This window comes from Pseudomonas koreensis (assembly GCF_025447595.1).
Classification (GTDB): Bacteria; Pseudomonadota; Gammaproteobacteria; order Pseudomonadales; family Pseudomonadaceae; genus Aquipseudomonas; species Aquipseudomonas koreensis_H.
The window spans coordinates 260,103-272,794 of the sequence record NZ_JAOEJU010000001.1; the positions used below are offsets into that span (position 1 = coordinate 260,103).

Below are 12,692 nucleotides of genomic sequence, written 5' to 3' on the forward strand. Positions count from 1 at the left end.
GATCGGTACGCGCGTACCGGTTGGGGCGAATTGCGTTCATTCCCGAGTATTTTGCCGCCCCGGCGGTTAGCATGGCGCTACAACAATGAAACCGATGGACCACACCTTGATCGAACGACGCCAATTCAGCGGTGGCATGAAGGGCAAGAACCTTCGCTACCTGAACGAGCCCGCCAGCGGGCCGGGACGCATGACCCGCACCGGGTTCGTGTTGCTGGAGCATTTTTCCCTGCCGGCCTTCACCCAGGCGCTGGACACCCTTGTCACCGCCAATCTGCTGCGCCCCGGTCTGTTTTCCACGCGCACTTTCGGGCTGAGCGACGGCGAAGTGATCAGCGATCTGGGGCTGGTGATCCGCCCGGACTCGCGTCTGGAAACCAGCGTGTTGCAGGAACTGGATCTGCTGGTGATCTGCGGCGGTTACCGCACGGAATTGAAAGCGAGCGACGAGTTCATCAACCTGCTAAAAATGGCCGCCGAGGCCGGCGTAATACTGGCCGGGTTATGGAATGGCGCATGGTTCCTGGGCCGGGCAGGGGTGCTGGAAGGCTACCGCTGTGCGATTCACCCGGAGCATCGACCGGCGCTGGCGGAGATTTCCAAGGCGACCCAGGTCAGCAGCGAACCTTACGTAATCGACCGCGACCGGTTGACCGCGTCCAGTCCGTCAGGCGCGTTCCACATGGCGCTGGACTGGATCAAGGGCCTGCACGACAAGGCGCTGGTCGAAGGCATCGAAGACATTCTGGCGTTCGAGGAATCGCGTTACCGGCGGATCAAACCGACCGAGAACATCTGCGTCAGTGCGCCGTTGCGTGAAGTGGTGAAGCTGATGGACGCCAATCTGGAGGAACCGCTGGAACTGGAGCAACTGGCGGTGTATGCCGGGCGCTCCCGGCGTCAGTTGGAGCGGTTGTTCAAGGAACAACTGGGCACCACGCCGCAGCGTTATTACATGGAGCTGCGCATCACCGAAGCCCGGCGCCTGTTGCAACACACCGAGCTGTCCCAGGTGGACGTGCTGGTGGCCTGCGGATTCGTGTCGCCGAGTCATTTCAGCAAGTGCTACAGCGCTTACTTCGGTTATCGCCCGTCCAAGGAAAAACGGCTCGTCAAATGATAAGAACAAGGCGCCTGTCGTGGGCGCCCGAAGTCGCAGCGCACACGCTGCCGGAGCTCCAACCGATACAGCTCAGAGACCGGCTCACCGCTGCGTGGGCGGTAAGCCGGCCATGTTGCCCGGTTCAACGCTTGAGCAGATCCAGCGCGACGTCGACGATCATGTCTTCCTGGCCACCGACCATGCGACGCCTGCCCAGTTCGACCAGTATGTCCAGTGTCTTGAGACCGTACTTGGCGGCGGCAATTTCGGCATGCCGCAAGAAGCTTGAGTAGACGCCCGCGTAACCCAGTGCCAGGGTTTCACGGTCCACCCGCACCGGCCGATCCTGCAACGGGCGAACGATGTCATCGGCGGCGTCGAGCAGTGTGTAGAGGTCGGTGCCGTGGTTCCAGCCGAGACGTTCGGCGGCGGCAATAAAAACCTCCAGCGGCGCGTTGCCGGCACCAGCCCCCATTCCGGCCAGACTTGCATCGATCCGGTCGCAGCCTTCCTCGACGGCGGTGATCGAGTTGGCGACGCCCAGCGACAGGTTGTGGTGGGCGTGCATGCCGGTTTCGGTTTCCGGTTTCAGAACGGCTTTGAAAGCCCGGAAGCGATCGCGAACGTCCTGCATGTTCATCGCGCCACCGGAGTCGGCCATGTACACGCAGGTCGCGCCATAGCTTTCCATCAGCCGGGCCTGAGCCGCCAGATGCTCAGGGGCGATCATGTGGCTCATCATCAGGAAACCGACGGTGTCCATGCCCAGTTCGCGAGCGTATTCGATGTGCTGTTTCGAAACGTCGGCCTCGGTACAGTGCGTGGCGATGCGCACCACCCGTGCGCCGGCGTCATAGGCGGCCTTGAGGTCGTGCACCGTGCCGATACCCGGCAGCAGCAAGGTGGTGATTTTGGCGTGCTCGAGTACATCGGCCGCCGCTTCGATCCATTCCAGATCGGTATGGGCGGCAAAGCCATAGTTGAAGCTCGAACCCTGCAGGCCGTCGCCGTGAGCGATTTCGATCGAATCGACTCTGGCCTTGTCCAGTGCGCGCGCAATGTCTTGCACATTCTGCAGTGAGTACTGATGCCGGATGGCATGGCTGCCGTCGCGCAGGGTCACGTCGGAGATGTAGATTTTCTTGCCGGGAGTGAATGTCATGTCGGGCCCCTCAGGCGTTGAGCATCGACTGCGCCATACGCTCGGCGGTGGCCAAGGCAGCGGAGGTCATGATATCGAGATTGCCGGCGTAGGCCGGCAGGTAATGGGCGGCGCCTTCGACTTCGAGGAATACCGAGGTTTTGAGGCCACTGAAGCGTCCCAGCCCCGGAATGTTCAAGGGTGCCGATTCGGCAATGATGTCAAACTGAACCTTCTGTTTCAGACGATAGCCCGGCACATAGGCCTGGACTGCCGTCACCATCTCCTCGACGGAAGCCTCTATCTGCGCCTGATCGGCGGCTTCGGACAAGACAAATACCGTGTCACGCATCATCAGTGGTGGTTCGGCGGGGTTCATGATGATGATCGCCTTGCCTCTGGAAGCCCCACCCACCATTTCGATAGCCCTGGAGGTGGTTTCCGTGAACTCGTCGATGTTGGCGCGGGTGCCGGGGCCGGCGGATTTGCTGGCGATCGAAGCGACGATTTCGGCGTAGTGAACCCGGGCAACACGCGATACGGCGGCGACCACTGGAATGGTCGCCTGACCACCACAGGTGACCATGTTGACGTTGAGTCGATCCAGATTTTGCTCCAGGTTGACCACTGGAATGCAGTAAGGGCCGATAGCCGCCGGAGTGAGGTCGATCAGGCGGATACCGGGCTTGATCGAGCGCAGGAGCTTTTCGTTCTCCAGATGGGCGCTCGCCGAGGTGGCATCGAAGACGAAGTCGATGTCCTTGAACGCGTTCAGGCGGGTCAGGCCTTCAACGCCCTCGTGGGTGGTTGCGACGCCCATGCGTTCGGCACGGGCGAGACCGTCGGATGCAGGGTCGATCCCGACCATCATCGCCATTTCCAGGTGTCTGGCGTTGCGCAGAATCTTGATCATCAGGTCGGTGCCGATGTTGCCGGAGCCGATGATGGCGACCTTGAGTTTGGTTTGACTCATGGGAGCAATCTCTCAAATTGGCCAAGCCACGACAGCCTGGCGCAGAAGGACGGGCAGGTCAGATGAAGCGGCAACGGAGCTGGCCAAGTCGGGTCAGATGCAAGTGCAGGCTGTCTCCGGCCACGACCGGCGTCATCGGCCCCAGGGCGCCAGAAAGCAGCACGTCGCCGGCCTGCAAGGGACGGCCCATCCGGGCCATGGTGCGAGCCAGCCACAGGCAGGCGTCCACCGGATTGCCGAGGCACGCGGCACCGACACCGATCGAGGCCGTGGCGGCATTCTTTTCCAGCAGCATGCCTTCCAGCCGAAGGTCCAGCGAGGCGAGTGGAGTCGGCTGTTTACCCAGCACATACAGCCCTGATGAAGCGTTGTCCGCCACCGTGTCCACCAGCGATATGTTCCAGTTCTCGATGGCCGAATCGACGATTTCCAGCGCAGGCACCACGTACTCCACCGCCCGCAGCAGTTCCGCGAGGGTCGTATCTTCATATGGAAGATCGCGGCCCAGAACGAACGCAATCTCGCCTTCGGCCTTGGGCTGGATCAACTGACTGACCTGGATTTCACCGCCATCGGCGATTTCCATATCCGCGAACAGCATGCCGAAATCCGGTTGATCGACGCCCAGTTGCTGTTGCACGGCAGCCGAAGTCAGTCCGATTTTACGGCCGACCAGACGCCGCCCCTGGGCCAGGGCCAGTTGAGTGTTGATCTCCTGTACGGCATAGGCGCCGGTCAACGAATCGATACCGAAAGTGGACGAGATCCGCGCACAGGGTTCGCGTTGCTCCCGTGCTCTGGCCAAAGCTGCGGCGGCGTCTTGCAGAGGTTTCAAAGGGAACTGGCTCATGCGATTTTCCTCAGCAGTCGAGGCTCGTCTGCGACGACTTCAGCACCGGGGCTCCATTGCAGCTGGAACTTGAGTTCGTTGATCGCCCGATCCAGATCAGAAGCCTCGACCATGGCGAAGGTGAATTTGTCCGGGCGCACCACGGCGACGGCTCCACTGGAGAACCCCGAGCGCTTGAACCAGGCGACCATCTCACCCTGCACATCTTCCAGTTCGACCAACTCTTGGGTATTGGAACGATCGGTATTGGCGCCCTGTGGACGGGTGCCGAACGGGAAGAGGGTGGCGAAACGCGTGTTCTGGATATCCAGCAGTTTCCGGGAGGCCTGACTCAGGTGGGCGCGTGGATCGACCTCAAGTCCTATCAAGGCAAAACCGTCGCCCAGCAGATCATCGAGCAATACACGCTGGCCCTTGAAGGTGCGGACTTCGGGTTGCGGAATCATCCGCCCTTCAGGCGAGCGCCGGTGGCGGCGTGGCATGCCCAGATAGCTGTCAGGGGCATAGGTGGGGGCCGGTTTGAAACGGCCTTCGCGAACATAGCGGCCGAGAAATGGTGTCGCCAGGACGGTCTTGACCAGCAGGTTGCGCATCAGGCTGGAAACCGGATTGGACATCGAGACGAAGTCTTTCATCTGCACCGAAATATCAATCATCGCCTTGGCATGGTGGAAGCGTTCGCTGCCATAGGTGTCGAGCAGCCGTTCACCGGCTTGCCCCTTGATCACGGCGTCGATTTTCCAGGCCAGGTTGTAGGCGTCACGCACGCCGGAACTCATGCCCTGGCCCATGAACTGCGGCGTCATGTGGGCAGCATCGCCGGCAATTATTACCCGACCCTTGCGCCAATCTTTCGCCACCAGGGCGTTGAAGGTGTAGACCAGCTTGCGTTTGACCTCGAACTTGTCCGGATCGACGTAACGGCTGATCAGGCTGCGCACCACGGTCGGGTCTTCCATCTGTTCGCGAGTCTGGCCGGGCATCAGCATGAATTCGAAGCGATGGAAACGACCGGGCTGAGGACAGCAGACTGTCGGGCAATCAGGGTCGCAGATGAAACTGAAATAGGGCAGATGACGCAAGGCATCCTCGCCTTCCTTCATCTCCAGGTCGACCACCAGCCAGGGTTCGGGAAAGTTCTTGCCACTCATGCCGATGCCCAAGGCCTCACGGACCGTACTGCGGCCTCCGTCAGCCCCCACCAGATAGCGCCCGCGAATGGTTTGCGGGTCGGGATCGACTTCGCAGGCCTGACGCGCATCCGTCGCATCACTGAAGCGGAAGGTGCTGGTGGCCTGATGGGTCACGGTCACCCCATGTTCATCCTGTGTGAACTGCGTGAGCTCGCGGCCACGGGCAACCCGCACATTGGGGTAACGCTCGAGCAGATCGCTCAGTGTGGTTTCCAGCCAGGGCTGGTAAAGGAAGTTGATGATCGGCCAGCCATAGGGGCGATCGAGGCGCCAGTACTGGCCCAGGATCTTGCCATTGGCCAGCACCCACTGAGCAGGTGTATCGACTTGCATGTTGGCTGAAAGCTCGGCGGCAACGCCGGCAGCCTGCATGACGCGCATGCATTCGTCGTCCGTATAGACCGCCCGCGCGTTGCCATAAAACAGTGGCTCGCGTTCCAGCACAAGCACCGACAGACCACGCTTGCCGAGCAGATGCGCGAGCGTGGCGCCCGTCGGACCAAGCCCGGAAATAATCACATCGACGCTCGTTACCGACTCGTTTTTGTTATTCATGACGATATCTCTCTTACAGCGGTGAATATTCGGGCTTGAGCAACGAGCGCGTGCCGCGGGCGAAGTTGGCCAGGTTGGTGGTCAGCGTGTGCCAGGCACCGCTTTTCTGCGGGCGATGCCCCCACAGACTGATGCCTTGATAGGAGGTTGTGCGCCAATGCGCCTCATCGACCACCCTGGCATTGCAACCCAGTTCCAGCTCGAAACCGCTGGGGCTCATCACGTAGAACGATTGCTCACGGTCGTTGGGGTGCTCACCGATTTCGTGGGCCATTTCGAAACCGAGCGTGCGGCAGCGCAAATAGGCGTTGGTCAGTTCGCTGACCGAGGTGGTCAGCATGTTCATGTGTTGCACACGGGTACGAATCGGATCCATCGGCAGGCCACGCAAACGGGCGATGGCAATCGAGTGGTGACGTTCGTTGACCCGGAAGAAATCAATGTCCAGGGTCACTCCGGCAATCCGCTCGACGATGTGGTCGCTGGCTCTTGCATCAAATATTTCCTGCCAGAAACGTTGCATCTGCTGTGGTTTGCGCGAGGTGATCGCCAAGTGGCCCATCCCGGCGGAACCGGTGATGAAACCTGCACTGAGCATGTTCAGTGGTTTGTCGGTCAGCAGCGGCTCCCAGAACAGCTCGACGGCCATGCGTTTGGGGCCGAGCACTCGCCAGAACCTTTTCACGCCGCGTTTTTCGGCTTCCTCCGGTTGGCTGGGCTGCGCTTGGATACCGAGGCGTTGCAGGCGCTTGAGCACTTCATCGAGGGTGGTCTGGTCGCGTAACTGCCAGCCGACGGCAAGAAAATCTTCCTGCGGACCGCGCTGGATAATGATCCGCCGCTGGTGCTGATCCATACGGAAAGCCAGGGTTTGTTCGTCCGAGCTGGCCAGGTGCAGACCGATGCCGTGCTGGAGCAGCTCACGCCAACGCGCCAGGTGACGGGACTCGATCAACGCATAGCCCATGCTGCTGGCGCCGAAGATGTCCGGCGTTGTTCGACTGATCATTGCTTGATTGTTCATGGCGACAACTCAGCGCGCTGTGCGACTGGCGAGGAACGCCAGGGTCACGGAATTGAACTCGTCCGCGCGTTCCCACTGCACCCAATGACCGGTCCGGCTGAACAGGTAGAGGTTGCAATCCGGCATGCGACTGCGCAGCGCCTCGCCGCCGCTGGGACGATTGACCTTGTCGTCCGCGCCCCAGAGCACCAGGGTCGGAACCTGGCAATGCTTGAGGCGCGAATCGCGGGTGAAATCCCAGCGCGAGAAGCGGGGAATACCGGTTGGCCGGCGCAGGGGAGGGGCCGCAATGACCTGCGGGTCGATACTCGCCTCGAAACGTTCGCGGATCATCTCGTCACTGACCTGGCTGCCGTCATACACCAGGTAGTCGCGGATAAAACGCGTGATCTTGGCCAGCGTCGGGCCTTCACCGTTGTAGTAGTCGAGCAACAGCTTGAGACCGGGTGTCGGCAGGCTGCGAGTGGTATTGACGCCACCGGGGCCCATCAGCACCAGAGCCGACACCCGGCCAGGTGCGTCCAGCGCCATGCGCAAGGCACAGGCACCCCCCAAAGAATTGCCCACCACGTGCGCGCTGCTGATGTTCAGGGTGTCGAGCAGGCCGAGCATCGCCCCCGCGAGATCGCCGAAGGGGTCCTTGCGATCCACACCTTTGGTGGATCGGCCGTAACCGGGCATGTCGACCACAATGACCCGGAACTGCCGGGCAAGCGATTCGATATTGCGCGAGTAGTTGGAAAGCCCCGAGGCTCCCGCTCCGCCACCGTGAAGCATCAGCAGGGGATGGCCGACGCCCGTTTCGCTGATGAAAATCTGCCGACGACCCACTTGCACCGTTCGTGAGGTCAGGGCAGGAAGAGGTTCTTTATTGTTCATTGTCAGTTCCTGGCGTAAGGCACTTCGACCCAGGCGGTGGGTACGTGCTTTCGGCAGACTCTAACACTCAAGATTAGAATTGAACAACAGTGTTCAATTGTCTTTTTTGTGGACAATAAAAAAGCCAGACTCCCAAGGGGTCTGGCTCAAGAAAAATCAGCGTAGGACTTCAGGCTGCGAGAAGGGGCAGATCCTGTGTAGCGATGCTGCGCGCGTCATCGGCTGGCACGCCGATCGCCCTGAGAACGAATTCGGCCATATCGGAACCCGCGTCGCGCCAGGTCTTGTGACCCTGAAGTACCAGCATCGTGGCCCCCAGTACGCCGCCTCCGATCATCGCCATCACCGAAGGAAGTTGCTCCTGTCGAAAGCTGTATTGCTCACTGGTCAGGCCGCTGAGCACATCGTGCATGGGCGGACCGCTCCACATCTGTTGCAGCGTCTCATTGCTGGCCCCGTAGCGCACGATAAACGCCCCCCAGTGCGGCTCTTCATGGGCGCGGCGGATATACAGGCGGATACCGGTGGCCAGGCGAACGGCGGGGGACGCATGGGGATCTGTACTGCGCGCGGCCCTGTCGTTCATTTCGGCACTGAGCTGGCTGGCGACATCTTCGAACAGCGTCTCCACCGAGTTGAGGTTGTTATAGATCGTGCCGCGCGCTACCCCGGCGATCTGTGCCAGTTCGCTGACATTGACCTCTTCGACACGTTTTTCGACAAACAGCCGGATCGCAGCCTCATGGATGCGCTTCTGCACGGGACTGAGTTTCAAAGCAATGAGCTCCAACGGAGAGATTCCAGACATTGAACAAGCGCGTTCAAAATAAAGCAAATCAGCGTTTGTCGATCATTGACATAATTGAACACAAATGTTCAATATTGATCTCGAAAGTTGTACGCCATTGAGCGCAGTTCTTTACCCAGTGGCCGCAGGCGCTCGGTCGAAGCCCAAACAAGAGAGTCAGCATGTCAATCAAGCAAGGCCGTATCGATGTCCACCATCACATCATTCCACCTGCATTCGTCGATGCGATGAATGCCAGAGGGCTTCACTCCGTTGCGGGAGCGCCGCTGCCAGCCTGGACCCCGGAAAAATCCATTGAGGTGATGGATGCGAACGGCATCGAACGGGCGATCACCTCGCTGTCTGCGCCCGGCGTCCACTTCGGTGACGGGGTCCAACAAGCCAGCGAGCTGGCGCGACGCTGCAACGAGTTCGCCGCGCAGATGCGTACACGCTATCCGAGCCGCTTCGGCAACTTCGCGGTGCTGCCGATGCCGTTCACCGAGGCCGCCTGCCGTGAAGCCGTTCATGCGCTGGACGTGCTCAAGGCCGAGGGCATTGTTTTGCTGGGCAGCACCGACGGGGTGTTTCTGGGTGATCCGCGCTTCGACGAACTGATGGCCGAACTCGACCGCCGAAAAGCCGTGGTATTCATCCATCCCAACATGCACCAGACCAGCGAAAGCATCGGTCTGCAGACCCCGGGATTTCTCATCGAGTTTCTCTGCGATACCACGCGCGCGGCGGTCAATCTGATCCTTGGCGGGACCATGGAGCGCTATCCCGGCATTCGCTGGATTCTGTCCCACTCCGGCGGCTTCCTGCCGTTTGTGGCCTGGCGTGTCTCGCTGGCCAACATGTTGCCGGAATTTCAGCAGCACGCGCCGCAAGGCGTCATGACCTACATCCGTCGCTTTTACTTCGACACGGCGTTGTCACCATCACCTTATTCCATGGCGGCGCTCAAGGAACTGGTGGAACCGTCACACATTCTTTTCGGCAGTGACTATCCCTTCGCCCCGGCTCCCGCCACGGCGCTGCAGTGCCGGACGCTGGAAAGCCTGGAGATGTGGTCGCCGGCGATCATGCACGGCATCAACCGGGCCCATGCACTCAGTCTTTTTCCTCAGTACCGCCAGCCGAATGAAGTGGTCACTCCGGCGCCGATCTATGAGGGCGAATCCTTCTCTCAACGCTTGCGACGCAGCATGACCCGACCGATCGGTGCGCTGGCCGAGCGGATGCGCAAACGCTGAATCAATCCGTCGCCAAGGATGGGCGGCGACGTTTCACATCATTGAATCCAGAGATCCACCCGCGTGCCTCGGGTGTTCGCGCCCGCCAAAAAAATAACAAGAGCCAAATCATGACAATAAGAAATCAGCTTTGCGTGCTGGGGCTTTGCCTCACCTCCACTCAACTCCTGGCCAACGGCCTGCAAATCAACGAACAGAGCATCAGCTCGGCTGGCAAGGCTTATTCCGGTCGGGCTTCTGATGTTCAGGACGCCTCCATCGTTTACGGCAACCCCGCCGGCATGTCCCGCCTGGCGGGTGAACACGTCAGTGGCGGTCTCAGTTTCATTGATGCCAGTTCGCGCATCAGCAAGGTCAATACCACGGTGTCGGGCACTTCGCACGGCGATATGGTGCCTGATCCGATCGTCGTGCCATCGGGTTTCTACACGCTGCAACTCAACGAGGACTGGCACGTCGGGTTCGGGGTTTACGCCCCTTTTGGCGGGAGCACGGACTACGAAAGCAACTTCCAGGGACGCTACCGCAGCTCGCAGACTCAGGTGAAGGTAGTCACCTTGCAGCCGACGGTCAGTTACCGGATCAATGATCGACTGTCCGTGGGTTTTGGGCCGACGATCAACCGCATCGACGGGCTGCTCGAAAGCAAGATCGCCAACAGTGCGGTGGGCGGGCAGGGCGACGGGACTGTCAAAGTCACCGGCGACGACACGGCCATGGGCTTCAGTCTGGGCATCCTGTTCGACCCCTTGGGCGACCTGACTCTCGGGCTCACCTATCACTCCAGAGTCGACTACAAACTGAGCGGAAACACCAAGGTCTCCGGTGCCAATGGATTGCTGGCACCGATCCCGGTGCTGGGGCTGCCGGGGCTCAACGGCAAATATGATGCGAGCCTGGATTTCACCTCACCGGAAACGGTCGATGCGTCGGCGACCTGGCGCATCAACGACCGACTGGATATCTCCGCCGGCGCGCTGTGGAGTCGCTGGAGCCGCGTGCAGGAATTGAGGGTGCTGAACTCCGGTGTGCCACAGGCCTATGGCCCCTTCGATACGATCCTCGAAACCCTGAAGTGGCGTGACACTTGGTCGTTTTCCACAGGCATGTCCTATCGTCTGAACAAGCAATGGAAGGTTCGTGGCGGGATCGCCTATGAGCCGACGCCGATGCCCAATCAGTACACATCCACCCGTGCGCCAACGGGAGACCGGAAGATTTTCACGGTGGGCCTGAACTGGCAGATGACCGATCAGACCTCTCTGGATCTGGGTTACGGCTACATCCACGAAGACCCGGTGAAGGTTTCACAGGACACGACGCAGGGTGGCCTGCGCCCGGGTTATAGCGCCACCTACCAGAACACGGTCAATGGCGTTGGGCTGCAGTTGAATCACAGCTTCTGATCAGTCTTGCTCGACGACAAGAGGTGATCGGCGTCGATGATCGCCTGAGCGAAGGCTTTCGGGTCTTCCTGCGGCAGGTTGTGACCGATGCCGCCGTTGATCAGGCGGAACTGGTATTTGCCGGTGAAGCGTTTGGCGTAGTCCTCGGGCGCCGGGTGCGGCGCACCGTTGGCATCGCCTTCCAGGGTGATGGTCGGCACGCTGATCGACGGCGCGGTGGCGAGTTTCTGCTCCAGCGCTTCGTACTGGCTTTCACCCTGCACCAGACCCAGACGCCAGCGGTAGTTGAACACGGTGATCGCGACGTGATCCGGGTTCTGCAAGGCCTTGGCGCTGCGGTCGAAGGTGGCGTCGTCGAAAGCCCATTTCGGTGACGCCAGTTGCCAGATCAGCTTGGCGAAATCATGGGTGTTCTTGGAGTAACCGGCCTCACCACGGTCGGTGGCGAAGTAGAACTGATACCACCATTGCAGTTCGGCCTTGGGCGGCAGCGGATTCTTGCCGGCGACCTGATTGCCGATCAGATAGCCGCTGACCGATACCAGCGCCTTGACCCGCTCCGGCCACAGCGCCGAAACGATGTCCGCCGAACGCGCGCCCCAGTCGTAGCCGCCGAGCACGGCTTGCTTGATCTTCAGGGCGTCCATGAAATCGATCACGTCACTGGCCAGCGCCGCCGGCTGACCGTTACGCACGGTCTTGTCGGACAGGAAATGTGTGTCGCCATAACCCCGCGCATACGGCATCAACACCCGATAACCCTTGGCCGCCAGCAGCGGCGCGACGTCGTCATAGCTGTGAATGTCATACGGCCAGCCGTGCAGGAGAATCACCACCGGGCCATTGGCCGGGCCGGTTTCGGCGTAGGCCACGTCCAGCAGGCCGGCCTTCACATGCTTGAGCGGGCCGAAGGGCAGGTCGGCTTTGACGCTGGCAGCTTCGGTCTTGACCGGCTCGGGTGCTGCGGTTTGTGCCTGGGCGAGCGCGCCGAACTGCAACAGCGCGGTGGCGAGCAGCGACAGGCCCAGCAGGCGGCGACGGTTTTTCCCGGTAGTGACGGTGGCGTGTGGTGCGTGCTTCATGGCAAGTCTCCTTATGATCGGCGAGGGCCGGGTTCTGGCTGAACCCTTCGAATCTGGAGTCCATTAAAGACTGGCCAAGTATCTGTGCTGTTTCCGCAAGCGGTGTGAGATGCCAAAGCATGTATCCGGGAAGCGTTCGTACACACTGCGATACAAACCTGCGAGCAGAAAAAAGCCCCGACTGATCGGGGCTACGGTGTATGTCGCAGGGGTTATGCCTGAGTGACGTGCTTGGGCCCGGCCAGCGCCCAGGCAATCAGTCCGAACAGCGGCACAAACACGATCAGGACGATCCATACGCCTTTGTTGCTCGATTTGCCTTCGCTTTTGCGTACCCGGTTGATCGCCCACAATTCAATGAGCAGAAGAACGACGGCCAGCACGATCCAGAGGGTTTCGATTTGCATGAGCTCTCTCCTGATGGTCTGTGCGTTAGGCGGGCTG

The 12,692-nt window shown here is 60.5% G+C and carries 12 protein-coding genes; 3 read left to right on the forward strand and 9 right to left on the reverse strand.

The window, feature by feature from the left end; all coding sequences use genetic code 11:
• Nucleotides 1-94: 94 nt before the first annotated feature.
• Nucleotides 95-1,120 carry a GlxA family transcriptional regulator gene (locus tag N8H71_RS01085; RefSeq protein ID WP_115077573.1) on the forward strand — a complete coding sequence of 342 codons (1,026 nt, stop codon included), beginning with the start codon at nt 95-97 and terminating at the stop codon, nt 1,118-1,120.
• A gap of 124 nt (nt 1,121-1,244) precedes the next feature.
• Here N8H71_RS01085 and dmpG read toward each other — a convergent pair whose 3' ends face one another.
• From dmpG to N8H71_RS01120, 7 genes are all read right to left on the reverse strand, one after another.
• Nucleotides 1,245-2,264 carry a 4-hydroxy-2-oxovalerate aldolase gene (dmpG, locus tag N8H71_RS01090; RefSeq protein WP_262192382.1) on the reverse strand — a complete coding sequence of 340 codons (1,020 nt, stop codon included), beginning with the start codon at nt 2,262-2,264 and terminating at the stop codon, nt 1,245-1,247.
• 10 nt (nt 2,265-2,274) lie between these two features.
• Entirely contained in the window at nt 2,275-3,216 is a 942-nt protein-coding gene (locus N8H71_RS01095) for an acetaldehyde dehydrogenase (acetylating) (RefSeq protein WP_262192383.1), read from the reverse strand.
• Nucleotides 3,217-3,274: 58 nt separating this feature from the next.
• Nucleotides 3,275-4,066, reverse strand: coding sequence for a 2-keto-4-pentenoate hydratase (locus N8H71_RS01100; RefSeq protein ID WP_262192384.1), 792 nt, complete (start codon nt 4,064-4,066; stop codon nt 3,275-3,277).
• Nucleotides 4,063-5,814, reverse strand: coding sequence for a bifunctional 3-(3-hydroxy-phenyl)propionate/3-hydroxycinnamic acid hydroxylase (locus N8H71_RS01105; RefSeq protein WP_262192385.1), 1,752 nt, complete (start codon nt 5,812-5,814; stop codon nt 4,063-4,065). The genes N8H71_RS01100 and N8H71_RS01105 overlap by 4 nt, the downstream gene beginning before the upstream one ends.
• 13 nt (nt 5,815-5,827) lie before the next feature.
• The gene (locus N8H71_RS01110; protein ID WP_262192386.1) at nt 5,828-6,838 is read right to left on the reverse strand and encodes a VOC family protein; all 1,011 of its coding nucleotides are present in this window, start codon (nt 6,836-6,838) and stop codon (nt 5,828-5,830) included.
• 9 nt (nt 6,839-6,847) lie between these two features.
• The gene (locus tag N8H71_RS01115; RefSeq protein ID WP_262192387.1) at nt 6,848-7,717 is read right to left on the reverse strand and encodes an alpha/beta fold hydrolase; all 870 of its coding nucleotides are present in this window, start codon (nt 7,715-7,717) and stop codon (nt 6,848-6,850) included.
• A gap of 169 nt (nt 7,718-7,886) precedes the next feature.
• Nucleotides 7,887-8,492: a TetR/AcrR family transcriptional regulator gene (locus N8H71_RS01120; protein ID WP_262192938.1), complete on the reverse strand. Its 606-nt coding sequence runs from the start codon at nt 8,490-8,492 to the stop codon at nt 7,887-7,889.
• A 194-nt stretch (nt 8,493-8,686) separates the two neighbouring features.
• On the opposite strand from N8H71_RS01120, the gene N8H71_RS01125 reads away from it, so the two are divergent.
• Both N8H71_RS01125 and N8H71_RS01130 read left to right on the forward strand, forming a co-directional pair.
• Nucleotides 8,687-9,760 (forward strand): amidohydrolase family protein, encoded by a 1,074-nt coding sequence (locus N8H71_RS01125; RefSeq protein ID WP_262192388.1) that lies wholly within the window; start codon nt 8,687-8,689, stop codon nt 9,758-9,760.
• A gap of 110 nt (nt 9,761-9,870) precedes the next feature.
• On the forward strand, nt 9,871-11,166 hold the full coding sequence (locus N8H71_RS01130; protein WP_262192389.1) for an OmpP1/FadL family transporter: 1,296 nt from the start codon (nt 9,871-9,873) through the stop codon (nt 11,164-11,166).
• Here N8H71_RS01130 and N8H71_RS01135 read toward each other — a convergent pair.
• Together N8H71_RS01135 and N8H71_RS01140 are read right to left on the reverse strand one after the other, a co-directional pair.
• Nucleotides 11,154-12,248 (reverse strand): alpha/beta fold hydrolase, encoded by a 1,095-nt coding sequence (locus tag N8H71_RS01135; RefSeq protein ID WP_262192390.1) that lies wholly within the window; start codon nt 12,246-12,248, stop codon nt 11,154-11,156. The genes N8H71_RS01130 and N8H71_RS01135 overlap by 13 nt on opposite strands.
• Nucleotides 12,249-12,460: 212 nt before the next feature.
• Entirely contained in the window at nt 12,461-12,655 is a 195-nt protein-coding gene (locus N8H71_RS01140) for a PLDc N-terminal domain-containing protein (protein WP_262192391.1), read from the reverse strand.
• Nucleotides 12,656-12,692 lie beyond the last annotated feature (37 nt).

Coding starts and splice junctions, on each gene's coding strand:
- N8H71_RS01095 (WP_262192383.1), bottom strand. CDS start 3,216: ATGAGTCAAACCAAACTCAAGGTCGCCATCATCGGCTCCGGCAACATC.
- N8H71_RS01085 (WP_115077573.1), top strand. CDS start 95: ATGGACCACACCTTGATCGAACGACGCCAATTCAGCGGTGGCATGAAG.
- N8H71_RS01130 (WP_262192389.1), top strand. CDS start 9,871: ATGACAATAAGAAATCAGCTTTGCGTGCTGGGGCTTTGCCTCACCTCC.
- N8H71_RS01105 (WP_262192385.1), bottom strand. CDS start 5,814: ATGAATAACAAAAACGAGTCGGTAACGAGCGTCGATGTGATTATTTCC.
- N8H71_RS01100 (WP_262192384.1), bottom strand. CDS start 4,066: ATGAGCCAGTTCCCTTTGAAACCTCTGCAAGACGCCGCCGCAGCTTTG.
- N8H71_RS01110 (WP_262192386.1), bottom strand. CDS start 6,838: ATGAACAATCAAGCAATGATCAGTCGAACAACGCCGGACATCTTCGGC.
- dmpG (WP_262192382.1), bottom strand. CDS start 2,264: ATGACATTCACTCCCGGCAAGAAAATCTACATCTCCGACGTGACCCTG.
- N8H71_RS01140 (WP_262192391.1), bottom strand. CDS start 12,655: ATGCAAATCGAAACCCTCTGGATCGTGCTGGCCGTCGTTCTTCTGCTC.
- N8H71_RS01115 (WP_262192387.1), bottom strand. CDS start 7,717: ATGAACAATAAAGAACCTCTTCCTGCCCTGACCTCACGAACGGTGCAA.
- N8H71_RS01125 (WP_262192388.1), top strand. CDS start 8,687: ATGTCAATCAAGCAAGGCCGTATCGATGTCCACCATCACATCATTCCA.
- N8H71_RS01135 (WP_262192390.1), bottom strand. CDS start 12,248: ATGAAGCACGCACCACACGCCACCGTCACTACCGGGAAAAACCGTCGC.